Source organism: Brachybacterium sp. GCM10030268, from assembly GCF_042666305.1.
GTDB lineage: Bacteria > Actinomycetota > Actinomycetes > Actinomycetales > Dermabacteraceae > Brachybacterium.
The window spans coordinates 468,994-485,503 of the sequence record NZ_JBHTCW010000001.1 but is presented as its reverse complement, the minus strand read 5'-3'; the positions used below and the strand labels follow the sequence as shown (position 1 = coordinate 485,503).

The window sequence follows — 16,510 nt, the reverse complement described above, 5'->3', positions numbered from 1 at the left end:
AAGCAGGGGAACTCGGCAGTCATACCCACCGGGTCACGGATCTCGCGGGCCGGTGTGTCCCGGCCCGTGGATCAGGAGCGTACGCGGGCGACGATGCCCCAGATCAGCAGGATGAGCGCCGCGATGCCCAGCACGACCGGCAGCAGCAGCCCGATGCCGATGCTCACGAAGACCCCGGTCAGCCCCATCTCGGAGTAGGCCGCCGAGCTCGCACCCTGGCAGTCCACGGTGACGTCCTGCCCGCCGAAGGTGTTGATCTGGTAGATCGACTGGTACTCGACGCCGTCGACCGTCGTGGTGAGGTCGGTGTCCGCCTGGGGCTCGACGTTGACCTCCTCGCCGTCCGAGCCGGTGAAGTCGCAGGTGACCTGGTCGACCTCGTCGACCGGCACTGCGATCATGTAGGCGTTCATCGACGAGGTGCTGATGGTCCCGCCGTTCGGGTCGAGCGGCTCCGACTCCAGCAGCCCCATCCCGGCGATCACCGCTGCGACGAATCCTGCGATGATCGGCATCACCACCAGACCGATGAGGTTCGCGACGATCCCCAGGATCCCGAACACGATCCGCTTCATGCCGCGCTTCTTCGGCGGCGGCACGTATCCGTACGAGGACTGGTACGGGGCGCCGTAGGGGCTCTGGTAGGCCATGGTTCTCCTGGGACGGGAGGCGACGGGCGTGCCCAGCCTACGGTGGCCCGGCCGCCTCTCGGCGCCCGTCCACAAAGGGGGTCGAGCTCGCCGGAACCCCGCCGGAGGTTCAGCCCTTGCGCGAGCGGGCCAGCTCCAGGGACTGCTGGGCGATGGCGAGCTCCTCGTCGGTCGGTACCACGAGCACCCGCACCGCGGAGTCGTCGGCGGAGATGACGCGCGCGTCCTTCGAGCGCTCGGCGTTGCGCCGGGTATTGAGCACGATCCCGAAGCCCTCGAGGCCGGCCAGGGCGCGCTCGCGCACCTGGGGCACGTTCTCGCCGATCCCGGCGGTGAAGGTGATCGCGTCCAGGCCGCCGAGGGCGAACGCGTAGGAGCCGATGTACTTGCGCAGCCGGTGGACGTAGACCTGCATGGCCAGTTCCGCGTCCTGGTCGCCGTTGTCGATGGCGGCGGTGATGTCCCGGAAGTCGCTCATGCCGCTGAGGCCCTGCATGCCGGATTGCTTGTTGAGCACCGTGTCGATCTCATCGACGCTCATGCCGGCGCTGCGGTGCAGGTGGGCGTACACGCTGGGGTCGATATCGCCCGTGCGGGTACCCATCACCAGGCCCTCCAGCGGCGTCAGCCCCATGGAGGTGTCGATCGGGCGCCCGCCGCGGACTGCGGAGGCGGAGGCGCCGTTGCCCAGGTGCAGCACGATCTGGCGCAGCTGTGAGGTGTCCGCGCCCTCGGCGGCGAGCATCGAGGCCACCTGCTGGGAGACGTACCGGTGGCTGGTGCCGTGGGCGCCGTAGCGGCGGATCCGGTACTCGGCGGCGATGGACTTGTTCAGCGCGTAGGTGCGCGAGGCCTCCGGCAGCTGGGTGAAGAATGCAGTGTCGAACACCGCCACGTGGGGGATGTCCGGCAGCAGGGCGCGCGCCGCGTCGATGCCGTCCACGGCCGCCGGATTGTGCAGCGGCGCGAGCTTGCCGAGATCGGCGATCTGGTCGCGGACCCACGAGTCGATCAGCGTGGGCTCGGAGAACCGCGCACCGCCCTGGACCACCCGGTGGCCGACGGCGACCACGTGGGCATCGGCCAGGGACAGCCCGGCGTCCTCGAACAGTCGGCTGACCAGTTTCATCGCCGCGACGTGGTCGGAGACCTCCCCGTTGTACGGGGCGTAGGCGTCGCCGACGCTCAGGCGGGCGCTGGCATCGTCCTGGCCGATCCGCTCGACCAGGCCGGAGGCGAACACCGTCTCGCTGACCGGGTCCAGCAGCTGGAACTTCAGCGAGGACGATCCGGAGTTCACGACCAGCACGGTCGAGGTGTCCGCCGCGGGCAGCGGCGTGGACGCCTCGGCCGCGTCGGAGGCTCCGGCGCCGGAGGTGGCTCCGGGCCCGGAGGCGTCGGCACCCGAGGTGGCGTCGGTCCCGGAGGTGCCGTCGGCGGGGGAGGGCTGCGAGCTCATGCGTCGTCCTTCGAGATGCTCGGAGTGGAGGCGGCCTCGGCGTCGGCCGCCTGGGCCTGGATGGCGGTGATGACGACGGTATTGATGATGTCGTCGACCAGCGCGCCGCGGGAGAGGTCGTTGACCGGCTTGTTCAGCCCCTGCAGCACCGGGCCGATGGCGATCGCCCCCGCCGAGCGCTGGACGGCCTTGTACGTGTTGTTGCCGGTGTTGAGGTCCGGGAAGACGAACACCGTCGCCCGCCCCGCGACCGAGGAGTCCGGCAGCTTCGTCTTGGCGACGGAGGCATCGACCGCGGCGTCGTACTGGATCGGGCCCTCGACATCCAGCTGCGGGTTCGCGCTGCGGACCAGCTCGGTCGCCTCGCGCACCTTGTCGACGTCGGCCCCGGAACCGGAGGTCCCGGTGGAGTAGGACAGCATCGCCACGCGCGGGGCGATGCCGAACTGCTCCGCGGTGGCGGCCGACTGCGCCGCGATGTCGGCCAGCTGCTCGGCCGTCGGGTCCGGGTTCACGGCGCAGTCGCCGTAGACGAGCACCCGGTCCTCCAGCGCCATGAGGAACACGGAGGAGACGATCTGGGCGCCGGGCTTGGTCTTGATGATCTCGAACGACGGGCGGATCGTGTGGGCGGTGGAGTGCACCGCGCCGGAGACCATCCCGTCGGCCTCCCCGAGCTGGACCATCATGGTGCCGAAGTAGGAGACGTCCTGGATCTTCTCCCGGGCCTGCTCGAGGGTGACGCCCTTCTTCGCGCGCAGCCGGGCGTACTCGGCGGCGTAGCGCTGGAGATGGTCCTCGTCCTGCGGGGAGACGATCCGGGCCTCGGAGATGTCGTGACCGAGCTGGGAGGCCTTCGCCCGGATCTGGTTCTCCTCGCCCAGCAGGATCAGGTCCGCCACGCCGCGGGCGAGGATCGACTCGGCGGCGGCGATGATGCGCGGTTCGTCGCCCTCGGGCAGCACGATCGTCTTCTTCCGGCCGCGGGCGCGGGCCAGCAGCTCGAACTCGAACATCATCGGGGTGATGACCTCGCTGCGGTTGACCTCGAGCGCGGCCAGCAGCTGTGAGGTGGGCAGGTGCTCGGCGACGGCGCGGCGGGCGGCGTCGACCTTCTGGGCGCTGCCGGCCGAGAGCCGGCCCCGGGTCCGCGCCACCCGGACGGCGGTGTCGAAGGTCGAGAGGTCCGTGGCGATGATCGGCAGGTCCTGCCGGACCCCGGAGATCAGCCGCTGGACCTCCTCGGGCACGTCGTAGCCGCCGGTCAGGACGATGGAGGACAGGGACGGGAAGGTGCCGGACTGCTGGGCCATCACCAGTCCCGGCAGCAGGTCGAACCGGTCTCCGGGGGCGATCACGGTGCAGTTCTCGCTGAGGCGGCTGAGCACGTTGGGCAGGCTCATCGCAGCGACCACGGTGCCGATCGCGACCCGGTCCAGCCACTCGCTGCTGCCCTGCAGGAGCGTCCCGCTCACGGCGTCCTTGACCTGCTGGACCGTCGGCGCCATGATCACCGGGCTCTCGGGGATCACGGCGACCAGGGCGCCGTCGACCTTGGCGCTCACCGCGGCCTGGACGGCGTCCAGCGAGTCCGCCTCGGCGCGGTTGACGACCACGGCGATCGGGGCGGCGTGGTGGCCGGAGAACTCGCCGACGGAGACCGCGGCCAATGCGGCGATCTGGTCCGGGCTGCGGTCCAGGCCCGAGACGACGACCACCACCGGGGCACCCATGTTCGCCGCGACCTCGGCGTTGAAGGCGAGCTCGGTGGGGTTGGCGAGGTCGTCGTAGTCCGAGCCGAGGACGACCAGCATGGAGTAGCGCTCGGCGAGCTCGCGGTACCGGCCCAGGATCCGCTCGTGGGCGGCGTCCGGGTCCGACAGCAGCAGCTGGTGGTCGACGCCGACAGCATCCTCGTAGGCCTGGTCGACGGCGGGATGGCTGGTCAGCAGGTCGACCGCGTAGTCGCGGCTGTGGTCGGCCTTGACGACGGGGCGGTAGACCCCGACGCGGTCGGAACGGGAGGCGAGGGTCTCGAGCAGACCGAAAGCCACCATCGACTTGCCGGTCATTCCCTCCGGGCTGGCGATATACACACTGTGCGGCACGCCCACAGCGTACGGCGGCCAGGCCGCGGCCGGGGAGGCGCTCGGTCCCGCCGGCCACCGCGGGCTGCACAGGTGTGAGGACCAGCACCCGTCCCAGCGGTGCTCCCAGTCGCCGCTCCTACCATGGGCCCATGCTCCGCACCGCCCTTCGACCCCGCTACCTCGGGCTGCTCGCCCTGATGGTGGTGGCCACGCTCGTGTGCGGACTGCTCGCCTCCTGGCAGTGGGACAGGGCGCACCGCGCGATCACGGACCGGGCGGACGGCCCCGCGGAGCTGGGTCAGATCCAGGATGTGCTCGGCGTGGGCGACGCGGTCACCAACGAGATCGTCGGCGACTTCGTCACCGCCACCGGCCAGTACGCCCCTGACGAGCAGGTGCTGGTGCCCGACCGCCGGATCGACGGGACGGACGCCGTGATCGTCGTCGCCGCCCTGCACGTCCGGCTCGACGACGGCACCGAGGCCCGTCTGCCGGTGGCCCGCGGCTGGATCGAGTCCGACGCGGTCACCGGGACGGACGGCGAGCCGGACCCCGCGCTCGCCCCGCCCGTGCCGACCGGCGAGGTCACCGTCCGCGGGCGCCTGGAGGCCAGCGAACCCGCGGCCGACGGCGTCTCCGGCGGTCTCACCGACGCGATCGCGACCCCGCTGCTGGTCAACGAGTGGGGATCCCCGATGTACTCGGGCTACCTCGCCCAGGTCTCCGAGGCCGACGCGCTGCACCCGATGCCGGCGGCCGAATCCGCCTTCAGCCGTGGCCTGGACTGGCAGAACCTCGGCTACGCCGCGCAGTGGATACTGTTCGGCGGTTTCTTCCTCTACCTCTGGTGGCGCTCGGTGCGCACCGCCTACCTCGACGAGCTCGCGGAGCGGCGCGAGGCGATGCAGGACCGGCTGGCCCGCGCCCCCGGCGAGACGGCTCCCGACGCATCCTCACCCGAACCGGCCACCGCCGCCTCTGCCTCCTCACCGACTGCCACCGCGCAGACCAGCCCGACCCCCGACAAGGACGTGTGACCCGTGCCCACCCCCCGGCCTCTCGACGAAGTCGCCATCAGGACCTCCTTCGCCCGCTTCCGCGTGGCCTCCATCGTGGAGGGCGTCGCCCTGCTCGTGCTGGTGGGCATCATGACGATGCGCTACGTCGTCTTCGGCGGGGAGACCTGGTTCTCCTCCACCTCGGCCACCTGGGACCAGATCTCCGAGGTGTGGTCCCCGATCCACGGCCTGATCTACATGGTCTACGTGATCCTCGGCTTCGACCTGTGGCTGAAGATGCGATGGGCACTGCCGCGCATGCTGCTGCTGATGTTCTTCGGGGTCGTCCCCGTGCTGTCCTTCTTCGGGGAGCGCTGGACCCACCAGGCCGTGGAGACCGACCTCGCCCAGCGGCCGACGCTGCAGGACGAGGACGGCGCCGGCCGCGGTGGCCGGTCCAGCACGGCCTGAGCCACCGTGGCTGCAGGTGGAGAACGCTCCGCCCGCAGCCGCCGATCCAGCCCTGGCCGCCTTTGCGTGCCACGCCTTGCCAGCGTGACGAGCATTGCGCCGCCCGCACCCGGACGGAGCACCCTGACGGCGCGGCGCGCCCGTAGACTCGGAGGGTGACCGACACCGATCAGCGCCCCGTCCTCGTCGTCGACTTCGGCGCCCAGTACGCCCAGCTCATCGCCCGCCGAGTCCGCGAGGCCCGCATCTACTCCGAGGTCGTCCCGCATACGACGCCGGCCGCGGAGATCCTCGCCAGGCAGCCGCGCGCGATCATCCTCTCCGGCGGGCCCAGCTCCGTCTACGAGGAGGGCGCCCCGCGCCTGGATCCCGAGCTGCTGACCGCGGGCGTGCCCGTGCTCGGGCTCTGCTACGGCTTCCAGTCGATGGCAGCGGCCCTGGAGGGCACCGTCGCTCCGACGGGTGTGCGCGAGTACGGCGCGACCCGTCTGGAGGCCGTCGATTCTGCCTCGCAGCTGCTGTCCGACCAGGATGTCGATCAGAACATCTGGATGAGCCACGGCGACTCCGTGACTGCGGCTCCCGAGGGCTTCCGCGTCATCGCGACCTCCGCAGGCAGCCCGGTCGCCGCCTTCGAGCACCCCGAGAAGTGCCTGTACGGCGTGCAGTGGCACCCCGAGGTCGGCCACTCCGACCGCGGCCAGGAGGTGCTGGAGAACTTCCTGTACCGCGGGGCGGGCCTCGAGCCGACCTGGACCACCGGCAACGTCATCGACGAGCAGGTCGAGCGGGTCCGTGAGCAGGTCGGGGAGGGCACCGCCATTTGCGCGCTCTCGGGCGGTGTCGACTCCGCCGTCGCCGCCGCGCTGGTCCAGCGCGCCATCGGCGACCGCCTCACCTGCGTCTACGTCGACCACGGCCTGATGCGGCAGGACGAATCCGCGCAGATCGAGAAGACCTTCGGCGAGTCCACCGGCGGCGCGAAGCTCGTCGTCGTCGACGCCGAGGAGCAGTTCCTCACCGCACTCGCCGGGGTCGATGACCCCGAGCAGAAGCGCAAGATCATCGGCCGCGAGTTCATCCGCACCTTCGAGCAGGCCCAGGCGGACATCCTCCGCGAGCGCGGCGTCATCGAGGACGAGGGCGGCGAGGCGCACGCCGAGGCGAAGGCCTTCCTGGTCCAGGGCACGCTGTACCCCGACGTCGTCGAGTCCGGCGGCGGGGAGGGCGCCGCGAACATCAAGAGCCACCACAACGTCGGCGGCCTGCCGGAGGATCTCAACTTCGAGCTGGTCGAGCCGCTGCGCACCCTGTTCAAGGACGAGGTGCGCGCCGTCGGCTCCCAGCTGGGCCTGCCCGACGAGATCGTCTGGCGCCAGCCGTTCCCCGGGCCGGGCCTGGGCATCCGCATCATCGGCGAGGTCACCAAGGAGCGCCTGGACGTGCTGCGCAGGGCCGACGCGATCGCCCGCGCCGAGCTCACCGCCGCCGGCCTGGACCGCGACATCTGGCAGTGCCCCGTGGTGCTGCTGGCCGACGTGCGCTCCGTCGGCGTCCAGGGTGACGGCCGCACCTACGGCCACCCGGTGGTGCTGCGCCCGGTCACCAGCGACGACGCCATGACCGCGGACTGGGCCAAGGTGCCCTACGAGGTCCTCGGCCGCATCTCCACCCGCATCACCAACGAGGTCGCCGAGGTCACCCGAGTGGCGCTGGACATCACCAGCAAGCCGCCGGGGACCATCGAGTGGGAGTGAGCCTCCCGGCCAGTAGAGCCACGTATGTCTAATATCGCGCGGGCGCGCCAAATCCCGTCTTGATGCCATTGGCAGATCTTTGTGAGTAGGCATGTTCATGAGGTTGGGTTCGATGGGGGCGCGGCATCACCGGTTGTCTCTTAGGTTTCGCCCTAGAGTGACTTTTCCTCGCGTCGCTGGCTCTGGCAGCGGTTCGGTCCTCGACAGCGGGTTGGAAACCACGGAAATCGTGGGCGGCATTCGATCTTATTCGATCGGAAGGTTCCTGGCGCTGGAAAGGTCCGCTTCGATCCGAGGAAAGCTGGTCGCCGTCACTCAGAAGGCGAGACCGCCCAGTCGACCTCAAGGAATCTGACCGAGGTGATCTCTACGTCAGGTGGCCCGTCGATTAGGACCCAGCCTCGGTAGCACTCATTCGCGGCTGGCATTGCGCTGTAGAGGTCGAGCAGCGGCTGAACGATGTCATCCGAATGAGAAGACGGAAAATCGAGCACGTACCCTTCCTCGGTTCGCATGATCCAGTCCATCGTGAAGCTCTGGAAGGCGTACGCATCGGGCACGGTGTCGCTCAGGCAGTAGGACACATCGACGGCATGCCAGGCGCCGCCACCGTCGGACTCCCAGTCGTAGGGGATGTTGAGTCGGACTTCGTGCGCGGTGATCTCGCTTCCGAGATCGGTGGTGAAGGTGTCGCCGAGCTCGAGCTCGACCAGGCCGCTATCGGCTGGCTGGGTGGTGGGTTCTTCGCTGTGCCCTGCAGCCTCAGGGTTCTCGGTCGGACTGGCTGAAGCCTCTGTGGTGGTCTCAGGTGCGGCAGACTCATCGTCGGCGGGTGGAGAGCTGCAGGAAGCCAGGGCGAGCACCAGGCCGGCCATCACGGCCGCGCAGCGGGACGACGGCAGGATAGTGCGGCGCATGCGGGAGCTCCTCGAAGGTGTGGCGATGCCTTGAGGGTAAGGGACTCGAATGCCTTTCCGGGCGGGCGTGATGGGACCGTGATGATGCGGGACTGCGGCCATCGCCTGACCGTTGATGAGCTCTCATGCCTTAGCGCGATGGGCTCGTCTGGGAGATGTGTTGTCGCTGGCTGGGACCTCATAGAGCTGGCTGACCCCCGCCAGTTCGAGCAGCAGGCAGAAAATTGCGACCGGCGAGGCGACGAGCCACGCCCACCAGGTCGATGCCCAAAGGGCAAGTCCCACAGAGCCTCCGCCGACGAGCGCCACGAACACGACTGTCGCGGCAGTCGTGCCGCTGAGCTTCCGAACTCGCAGGTAATGGTACTCCGCGCGGAGGTCCGAGACGTATTCACTGATCTCGGCCTCAAGCGGTCCGTGGTGGCAGTCCGAGACTTTCGGGATCAGTTCAGCGAGTTCATTGCATCGCTCCCTCAACTTTTCGGCAGGGGACTTGCGCCCCCGAAGAAATCCAAGCACCGTGAGGAGAGCGGTGATGAGGGGAGCGATGAGAGGTGTTGCCTGGCGGAGGAAATCGAGAACGGCCATGCGGGGGATCGTAAATGAAGGTTGCCTGGCCCGGGGCGCGCGATGTGCCCGGGTCGAGCGTGGCGCGCGCTCAGGCCTCCGGCGGCTCGAGCAGCCGGGAGGGGTGCGCCTCGGCGCCGGCGTGCCAGGACTGGGTGCGCTCGAAGGTCTCCCATCCCATCGCCGCGTAGAGCCCGTCGGCGCCGGTGGGGGAGTCTGCGTCGACCTCGAGATCGACGTGGGTGCGGCCGCGCTCTGCGGCATCGGCGATGGCCACGCGCAGCAGCGCCTTCGCGATGCCCAGGCCCCGCGCGGAGCGGTGCACGCCGAGGTACTCGAGGTAGGTGCCCTCTCCGCGGGCCACGGGATCGGTGAGCTCCGGGCGCGCTCGCAGCTTGGCGGTGACCAGCCCTCCGGCGGGCAGCCAGCGTCCCTCGCGCTCCACCTCGGCGATCCACCAGTGGTCCCAGTCCGCCTCGTCGGGCCCCTCGATCAGGCGCTGAGCGAACTCGACGAAGGACTCCCGGTACGAGCTGAAGTGATCGGCGAAGGACTCCTCGAGCATCCGGTGCACGGTGCGCACGTCCTGTGCGACCGGAAGACCCGAGGTGTGGCAGTGCACGCGGCGCACGCGGGTACCGGGCCGCGTGGCCGGCGGTGGCCCGGTCTCCTCGAGCGTGACGGGGCGGCGCATGTGCAGCCAGGTGCGCATCATCGTGTAGCCCGCGGCGGTGAGCAGCCGAGCGCGGTCGGTGTCGGCCTCGTGCGCGCTCACGTCGAGCTGGGTGGTCTTCACGCCGCGATGGCGGGCGAAGGACCCGGCCGCCTCCTCCGCCCAGTCCAGCAGCGCCGCCGCCAGCTGGTCCCGCTCGGGCACCTCGCGGCCGAGGACGAACTGCACGTCCGAACGTCCCGCGGCCCGGTCCTCGACGGCCACCCAGGCCACCGGTGGCTGATCCAGGGTCGGGGAGCCGTCGGGCGCGGAAGGGACCACGACGACCTGTCGCCGGGCCCACGACCTCAGCCCCACGAGCCGGGAGCGGAGCCCGTCGACATCCTCGACGCCATCCGGCGTGTGGGAGCGGATGTCTCGGGTGACCAGCTCGGCGAGCGATTCGACGTCGGTCTCCACCGGCAGCCGGGTGGTGAGGGAGCCGGTGAGCGCGGCGGGCATCGTGGGCGGGAAGTGATCAGTCAGAAGCACCCGTTCATGGTCCCACGCCGCCGGTGGACGCGGCAGAGAGAGAACGGGCCGGCGGCACCGTGGTGGTGCCGCCGACCCGTTCTCTCTCTATCCTCGTCCGGGGAACCTCAGCGTTCGGTGTGCTGGTCCTCGTCGGATCCGGATCCGGTCGCGCCGGAGAGCCCGGTGGCGCCGGAGCGCGCGTACCCCTCGGTGCCGCTGGTCTCGAGGCCGTCGCCGGAGCCGGTCACCGATTCGGTGGCCCCGACCGCGGCGATCGCCCCGGTGCTGGTGCTGAGCAGCTCCTCCTCGCCGAACTCCTCCGCGGCGGGGCCGGCGCCGGCGGGTGCGCTCGCAGCGGCGTCGTCGGCGGAGTGCAGGGTGTTGTGCAGCGGGACCTGCTTGACGAACAGCGAGAGCAGCAGGGCCGCGGCGACGAACGGCACCGCGGTCAGGAACACGGCGTGCATCGCCTCGCCCATGCCCATGCGGATCGGCTCCACCAGGAAGCCGGGCAGCTGGGAGAGCGCGTCGGGATCGAGCACGGCGGACTCCAGCTGCGAAGCGTCCATCTGGGTGCCGGACTGCTGCAGCGCGGCCTGCTGCTCGGCCGGCAGGGCCTGCATCTGCTCGCGGATGGAGCTGCCCATCTGCGCAGTCATCACGGTGCCCAGCACCGCGGTGCCGATGGTCGAGCCGACGTTGCGGAAGAACTGGACGGCGGCGGTGGCCACCCCGAGCTCCCGCTGAGGCACGGCGTTCTGCACGACCAGCGTGTACACCTGCATGCACAGCCCCAGCCCGAGGCCGATGACGATCATCGCCAGGGTCAGGTGCCACTGCGAGTCGCCGTACTGCAGGCGCGTCAGCAGCCAGTAGCCCGTCACCAGCACGATGCCGCCGAGGACGAGGAACACCTTGTAGCTGCCCAGGCGCGTGATGAGCAGGCCCACCACGATCGAGGTCAGGATCATCGCCACCGACAGCGGGATGAGGATCGCCCCGGAGTTGGTGGCCGAGACGCCCAGGACGCCCTGCGCGTAGACCGGGATGTAGATGATCGCGCCGAACATGGCGACGGCGATCGCGAACGACGCGGCCACCGACAGCGCCACGATGGGGCGGGTCAGCAGATGCATCGGCAGCAGCGGCTCGGCGACGCGGTTCTCGATCAGCACGAAGGCGATCAGGAACAGCGCCGCGACGGCGTACATGCCGATGATGATCGAGGAGCCCCAGCCGTAGGACGTGCCGCCGAGGCTGGTGGCCAGCAGGGCGATCACGAGGCCGGGGGTGAGGGTGGAGATGCCCCACAGGTCGACCTTGCCGTGCTGGGCCGCGCGCTCGAGGTGGAGGAACTTCCAGATGAACACGAAGGCGACCACGCCGACGGGCAGCGTGAGGTAGAACAGCCAGCGCCAGCCCAGGTTGTCGGTGACGGTGCCGCCGATGAGCGGGCCGATCACACTGGTCACGCCGAAGACGGCGCCCATGATGCCCTGGTACTTGCCGCGCTGGCGCGGGGGGATGATGTCGCCGATGATCGTCTGGGACAGCGGCAGGATGGTACCCATGCCGGCGCCCTGGACGGCGCGGGCGAAGACCAGGAACCAGAAGCCCTGGGACATCCCGGCCAGGATCGAGCCGATCATGAACACGGCGACGCCGCCGAGGTAGAACCAGCGGCGCCCGTAGAGGTCCGAGAGCTTGCCGACGATCGGCACGGCCACGGCGGAGACCAGCATCGCGGCGGTGGCGATCCAGTTGTAGTGCTCCACGCCGCCGAGCTCGGCGACGATGCGCGGCATGGCGGGGCCGACGATGGTCTGGGACAGGGATGCGACGAACATCCCCAGCATCAGGCCGGCGAAGACGAGTTTGCCCGTGCGGTCCAGGCCGGTGAAGGCGGTGGGGGCGGTGCCGTCGGGCGCCGCCGGGGTCGTTGCAGTGCTCACTGAGCTCCTCGGGGAGAGTCGAAGGGACGAAGCTTAAGGATCCGGACGTGGCTGGACGCGTCCGGGGGTCGCAGCACATCGGTGGGCCTCGACCGCTCCACTCTAACCAAGTGTTGCATTCACTGCACTATTTCACTCAGTGCAACTTCTGTGACATCGCGGACTACGATGGGCACGTGAACGACGACGAGACATCTGATGAGGCCTCCATGGGCCTGCGAGAGCGCAAGAAGCGCCTGACCAGGGTCGCCATGCACCGCGCCGCGCTCGAGCTGGTGCTCGAGGAGGGGCTGTCGAACGTGACGGCCGACATGATCGCCGCGCGCGCCGGCGTCTCGACCCGCACCTTCTTCAACCACTGGAGCACCAAGGAGTCCGCGATCCTCGGCATCCTCTCCGGGGAGGGGGAGAGGCTGGTCGAGAGCCTGCACGAGCGGATCGTGCGCTCCGGCACGCGGGACGCGCTGCGTTCGGTGCTGCGGGAAGCGCTGGGGTCGACACCGGCCGATCCCAGCCTGCGAGAGCTGAAGAAGCAGGTCATGGCGAGGGAGCCGAAACTGCACTCGATCTCCTCGGGCAACCTGATCTCGGTCCAGACGGAGATGGTCGACGCCATGGCCGAGGCCTTCGACGGGCCCGATGCGCACGAGCGCGCGGTGATCACCGTCCAGCTGGGCTTCGCCCTGACCCGCAGTGCATTCGCCGTCTCCATGGCGCGCGGGATCGACCTGGTCACGGCGTTCGACGAGGTCGTGGCCCTGCACGATGCGGGGCGAGTGCCCTTCTAGAGCGCGGGATCGTGGCGCTGCCGAGCCAGCGCAGAGGTCAGCGCACCAGGGCGCCGGTTCCGCTGTCCCAACCGCGGCCGTCGGCCAGCCGCTCGGCGACCGCGCGCTCGAGCCGGGTGGAGCGCGGCAGCGTGGCCGGATCGTAGGGCGGGCGAACACCGAAGACGAAGAACGCAGCTCCGTCGGCCCCCGGCGCGGTGTCGATGATCTCCCAGCGGCTGACGAACGCGCCGATGTTCGACTCCGCGCCGAGCTCCTCGACGAGCACAGGGTTCATCAGCCACGACTCGCAGCGGAACTCGTGGCCGAAGCGAGGGGCATCGGCGGGGCGAGCGGTGTCGAGGTCGCCGAAGTGCTCGGTGAAGAACGCGGTGGCGCGGGCGAAGGAGTCCTCGACGGCGTCGGGATCCAGCGGGCCGTCGGCAGGGATGTGTGTACCCAGCACCCAGCGTTCCCGCCCGGTGCCCTCGTCGATGCGGTGCAGGTCGAACTGCAGCCGCCCCAGATGGAACAGCCGCCCGGCCCAGTTCAACGCCGTCCACCCCACCTGGTGCAGCCCCAGGCGCCCGCTGCTGCGACGGTGGACCCGCATCTGCTGGCCGAGGTCGGCCAGGACCAGCCACGACTGCTGCGCGGTGAGGCCGCGCGCCGCGTGCCACTCGCGCACCGTGCTGGTGCTGACCAGGTGCGCCAGGATCGCGATCAGGCCCTCGCCGGGCGCCAGTCGCTCCTGCAGGGCATTCTGCGCCTGCGCGAACGACTCGAGGCCGACGGTCGGCGTCGTGAGCCCGGCGCCGGCCCGCAGCAGGTTCGCCGTCCGCGTGACCTCCGCGAGGATCTCCGCGTCCTCCGCAGCACGCGGCAGCAGGGGAGCGAGCTCCTCGGCGTCCTGACCCGTGATGCCCAGTTTCTCCATCAGGGCGGGGGCCGACGGGGCGGTCAGCATCTGGGCGATCGCGTCGGCCGGGAGCTCGTCGTCGCGGCGGACGGCGGTGGGCGGATCGCCGAGGATCTCGGGGCGCGCATCGAGGCGTTCGGTCATGAGCTCACCGTATCCCGGGACAGCCTGCCCTCTGTGATCTGCGCCGCTACGATCACAGAGTCGACACCACGCGCCCGTCGGCCCGGCCGACGCAGGAGGAGCACGAGCATGAACACCGAGAAGACAGCCCCGGCCTCCCCGGACCAGACCGCTGCGGCCCCGGGCCCGCCCGGCGGGGGAGCCGAGCTGAGCCCGTCGGCCGCCGCCGTGAGGGACGCCTACGCCTTCGAGGGCGGCCGTATCCACCTCGGCGCGATGCTGGAGGACGGCGAGCCGAACCCCGCCGCGGCGGTGAACCTGGCCGTGGGAATGCTGAACCGGCACGGGCTGATCGCCGGCGCGACCGGCACCGGCAAGACGCGCACCCTGCAGGTGATCGCGGAGCAGGCCGCCCACGCCGGCGCATCCGTGTTCGTCGCGGACATGAAGGGCGACCTCTCGGGTATCGCCGTGCCCGGCGAGGAGTCCGAGAAGCTCTCGGCCCGGGCCGCCGCGCGCGGCCAGGAGTGGGTCTCCCGCGCAGCGCCCACGGAGTTCTTCACCCTCGGCGGGCAGGGCGAGGGAGTGCCGATCCGCACCACCGTCAGCGATTTCGGCCCGGTGCTGATGTCCAAGGTGCTGGAGTTGAACGAGACCCAGGAGAGCTCGCTGGGACTGATCTTCCACTACGCTGACAGTCAGGGCCTGGGACTGCTCGACCTCAAGGACCTGCGGGCCCTGATCCAATTCCTCACCTCCGACGAGGGCAAGGACGAGCTCAAGGGCATCGGCGGGATCTCCACCGCCACCGCCGGGGTCATCCTGCGCTCGCTGACCGCCTTCGAGGCCTCCGGGGCGGACGTGTTCTTCGGCGAGCCGGCCTTCGACGCGCAGGAGCTGCTGCGCCATGCCGAGGACGGCTCGGGGATCATCTCCTGCCTCGAGCTGCCCGGGGTCGCCACGCGGCCGGCGCTGTTCTCGACCTTCATGATGTGGATGCTCGCCGAGCTGTACGAGGACCTCCCCGAGGTCGGCGACCTCGAGGTGCCCAAGCTGGTGTTCTTCCTGGACGAGGCGCATCTGCTGTTCAAGGACGCCTCCGAGGCGTTCCTGGATCAGGTGGTCCAGACCGTGCGCCTGATCCGCTCCAAGGGGGTCGGCATCTTCTTCATCACCCAGACCCCCAAGGACATCCCCGGTGACGTGCTCGCCCAGCTCGGCAACCGGGTCCAGCACGCTCTGCGTGCCTTCACCCCGGACGATGCCAAGGCACTGAAGGCCACCGCGTCCACGTTCCCCACCAGTGAGCACGATCTGGTCGAGGTGATCCCGGCGCTGGGCACCGGTGAGGCCATCGTGACCGTGATGAGCGAGACGGGAGCCCCCACGCCGGTGGCGATCACGGCGGTGCGCGCCCCGGAGTCCTCCATGGAGCCCGCGGGGGAGAAGGCCATCTCCGACTGCGTGGCGGCCTCCGAACTCACGGAGAAGTACGGCGAGGTGGTCGACCGCGAGTCCGCCTACGAGGTTCTCGCCGCCCGTGCGGAGAAGCAGGCCGATGCGCAGGAGAAGGCGTCCCGCACCGAGGAGAGTGCACCGGCGGACGAGGACGAGTCCTCCACCCGGGCAGGCTCGGAGAAGTCCTCCCCGCGCGGCAGATCCTCCCGTTCCTCGTCGAAGGACACGGGCCTGTTCGACAATCCCGCCGTGAGGTCGTTCCTGCGCTCGGCCGGGACCGCGCTGGGGCGCGAGGTCACCCGCGGACTGTTCGGCACCAAGCGTCGCCGCTGACCACCGGCCCGGGCGTCGCCGCTGATCGCCGGGTCGAGCCAGCCTGATGAGCCGGTCAGCACGGGAGGATCAGCGGCGGACGCCGGGAATCGGGGTCACCAGAAGTAGCCGCGCCCCGCGCAGTAGCCCGCGACCTGCTGCGGGGTCAGCCAATGGTGGGCAGGCAGGCCGGAGACGAGCGTGGCCCCGGCGGGATCGGCCACACGCAGCGTCCGGTACTCGGTGTCGTAGCCGTCGATCGTCACGAAGTGGAAGATGTCGCTGGCGTTGCCGCCCCAGCTCGGGTACTGCCCGGCCAGGACCCACCAGTTGCACACGGTCGCGTAGCCCGCGTCGACGTTGGTGACCGCCCGGTCCCACAGCAGGCTCGCATCGGCCTCGCTCGCTCCGGTCCCGGCCATCCACTGGTCACGGTAGACGGCGCCCGGCAGGCGATTGGTCAGCACGGGGGAGATGGCGCCGAAGTTCGTGCCAGCCGACGTGGTGCCGAGCTCCGCGGCCAGCGTGTCCAGGCTCGGCGGCTGCACCTTCGCGCTCAGCGCGATCCACACCGCGGTGGGACCGCAGTAGAAGAAGTTGGGCTGCTGGAGGTAGGTCGTCGGCAGCAGCGACTCGCCCGCAGCGGAGGCCGACGGGGCCAGCGTCGTGGCGCCGAGGCCGGCCAGCGCGGTAACGCCGAGGGTCCGGAAGAACGTTCTGCGGTCGGGAGCGATCATCGTCATGGCATTCCCTTTCCAGGGGGTGTCGGAGGACGTGCCGTACCGGAGCCGGCCGGCCTGATCACGCTACGGGGACGACGAACGCCCCCGGGGCGGAACCCGGGGGCGTTCACCATGTCGTCGCCGTGCGTTCCGACGCGAGCC

General features: G+C 70.2%; 14 protein-coding genes. 5 read left to right on the top strand and 9 right to left on the bottom strand.

What is annotated here, in order from left to right; translation table 11 throughout:
* Positions 1-71: 71 nt before the first annotated feature.
* The 3 genes from ACFQRD_RS02220 to pta form a co-directional block, all read right to left on the bottom strand.
* Complete coding sequence (locus tag ACFQRD_RS02220; protein ID WP_377803418.1) at positions 72-650, bottom strand: hypothetical protein; 579 nt, start codon at positions 648-650, stop codon at positions 72-74.
* 109 nt (positions 651-759) lie between these two features.
* Entirely contained in the window at positions 760-2,109 is a 1,350-nt protein-coding gene (locus ACFQRD_RS02215) for an acetate kinase (RefSeq protein ID WP_377803417.1), read from the bottom strand.
* Entirely contained in the window at positions 2,106-4,217 is a 2,112-nt protein-coding gene (gene pta, locus ACFQRD_RS02210; protein WP_377803416.1) for a phosphate acetyltransferase, read from the bottom strand. The genes ACFQRD_RS02215 and pta overlap by 4 nt, the downstream gene beginning before the upstream one ends.
* Positions 4,218-4,348: 131 nt before the next feature.
* On the opposite strand from pta, the gene ACFQRD_RS02205 reads away from it, so the two are divergent.
* The 3 genes from ACFQRD_RS02205 (at position 4,349) to guaA (ending at position 7,425) form a co-directional block, all read left to right on the top strand.
* Positions 4,349-5,236 (top strand): SURF1 family protein, encoded by an 888-nt coding sequence (locus ACFQRD_RS02205; RefSeq protein ID WP_377803415.1) that lies wholly within the window; start codon positions 4,349-4,351, stop codon positions 5,234-5,236.
* A 3-nt stretch (positions 5,237-5,239) separates the two neighbouring features.
* A complete protein-coding gene (locus tag ACFQRD_RS02200) occupies positions 5,240-5,668 on the top strand; it encodes a DUF3817 domain-containing protein (protein ID WP_377016314.1) in 429 nt (142 codons plus the stop codon).
* A gap of 155 nt (positions 5,669-5,823) precedes the next feature.
* The gene (gene guaA / locus ACFQRD_RS02195; protein ID WP_377803414.1) at positions 5,824-7,425 is read left to right on the top strand and encodes a glutamine-hydrolyzing GMP synthase; all 1,602 of its coding nucleotides are present in this window, start codon (positions 5,824-5,826) and stop codon (positions 7,423-7,425) included.
* A gap of 311 nt (positions 7,426-7,736) precedes the next feature.
* On the opposite strand, the gene ACFQRD_RS02190 is transcribed toward guaA, so the two are convergent.
* From ACFQRD_RS02190 to ACFQRD_RS02175, 4 genes are all read right to left on the bottom strand, one after another.
* A complete protein-coding gene (locus ACFQRD_RS02190; RefSeq protein ID WP_377803413.1) occupies positions 7,737-8,342 on the bottom strand; it encodes a hypothetical protein in 606 nt (201 codons plus the stop codon).
* A 123-nt stretch (positions 8,343-8,465) separates the two neighbouring features.
* On the bottom strand, positions 8,466-8,930 hold the full coding sequence (locus ACFQRD_RS02185) for a hypothetical protein (RefSeq protein ID WP_377803412.1): 465 nt from the start codon (positions 8,928-8,930) through the stop codon (positions 8,466-8,468).
* Positions 8,931-9,000: 70 nt separating this feature from the next.
* Positions 9,001-10,113 carry a GNAT family N-acetyltransferase gene (locus tag ACFQRD_RS02180; RefSeq protein WP_377803411.1) on the bottom strand — a complete coding sequence of 371 codons (1,113 nt, stop codon included), beginning with the start codon at positions 10,111-10,113 and terminating at the stop codon, positions 9,001-9,003.
* A gap of 107 nt (positions 10,114-10,220) precedes the next feature.
* On the bottom strand, positions 10,221-12,047 hold the full coding sequence (locus tag ACFQRD_RS02175; protein ID WP_377803410.1) for an MDR family MFS transporter: 1,827 nt from the start codon (positions 12,045-12,047) through the stop codon (positions 10,221-10,223).
* Positions 12,048-12,223: 176 nt separating this feature from the next.
* Between ACFQRD_RS02175 and ACFQRD_RS02170 the strand changes: the two genes are divergently transcribed.
* Positions 12,224-12,835, top strand: a complete 612-nt coding sequence (locus tag ACFQRD_RS02170) for a TetR/AcrR family transcriptional regulator (RefSeq protein WP_377803409.1) — start codon at positions 12,224-12,226, stop codon at positions 12,833-12,835.
* A gap of 37 nt (positions 12,836-12,872) precedes the next feature.
* Here the strand turns inward: ACFQRD_RS02170 and ACFQRD_RS02165 are convergent, their stop codons facing one another.
* Entirely contained in the window at positions 12,873-13,877 is a 1,005-nt protein-coding gene (locus ACFQRD_RS02165) for an acyltransferase domain-containing protein (protein ID WP_377803408.1), read from the bottom strand.
* A 108-nt stretch (positions 13,878-13,985) separates the two neighbouring features.
* On the opposite strand from ACFQRD_RS02165, the gene ACFQRD_RS02160 reads away from it, so the two are divergent.
* On the top strand, positions 13,986-15,647 hold the full coding sequence (locus tag ACFQRD_RS02160; protein ID WP_377803407.1) for a helicase HerA-like domain-containing protein: 1,662 nt from the start codon (positions 13,986-13,988) through the stop codon (positions 15,645-15,647).
* Positions 15,648-15,742: 95 nt separating this feature from the next.
* Here ACFQRD_RS02160 and ACFQRD_RS02155 read toward each other — a convergent pair whose 3' ends face one another.
* Complete coding sequence (locus ACFQRD_RS02155; RefSeq protein WP_377803406.1) at positions 15,743-16,369, bottom strand: C39 family peptidase; 627 nt, start codon at positions 16,367-16,369, stop codon at positions 15,743-15,745.
* Positions 16,370-16,510 lie beyond the last annotated feature (141 nt).

What these genes read in the sequence shown, in the direction of transcription:
- ACFQRD_RS02220 (WP_377803418.1), bottom strand. Translation starts at nt 650, where the DNA reads ATGGCCTACCAGAGCCCCTACGGCGCCCCGTACCAGTCCTCGTACGGA.
- ACFQRD_RS02215 (WP_377803417.1), bottom strand. Translation starts at nt 2,109, where the DNA reads ATGAGCTCGCAGCCCTCCCCCGCCGACGGCACCTCCGGGACCGACGCC.
- ACFQRD_RS02205 (WP_377803415.1), top strand. Translation starts at nt 4,349, where the DNA reads ATGCTCCGCACCGCCCTTCGACCCCGCTACCTCGGGCTGCTCGCCCTG.
- ACFQRD_RS02190 (WP_377803413.1), bottom strand. Translation starts at nt 8,342, where the DNA reads ATGCGCCGCACTATCCTGCCGTCGTCCCGCTGCGCGGCCGTGATGGCC.
- ACFQRD_RS02185 (WP_377803412.1), bottom strand. Translation starts at nt 8,930, where the DNA reads ATGGCCGTTCTCGATTTCCTCCGCCAGGCAACACCTCTCATCGCTCCC.
- ACFQRD_RS02165 (WP_377803408.1), bottom strand. Translation starts at nt 13,877, where the DNA reads ATGACCGAACGCCTCGATGCGCGCCCCGAGATCCTCGGCGATCCGCCC.
- ACFQRD_RS02160 (WP_377803407.1), top strand. Translation starts at nt 13,986, where the DNA reads ATGAACACCGAGAAGACAGCCCCGGCCTCCCCGGACCAGACCGCTGCG.
- ACFQRD_RS02155 (WP_377803406.1), bottom strand. Translation starts at nt 16,369, where the DNA reads ATGACGATGATCGCTCCCGACCGCAGAACGTTCTTCCGGACCCTCGGC.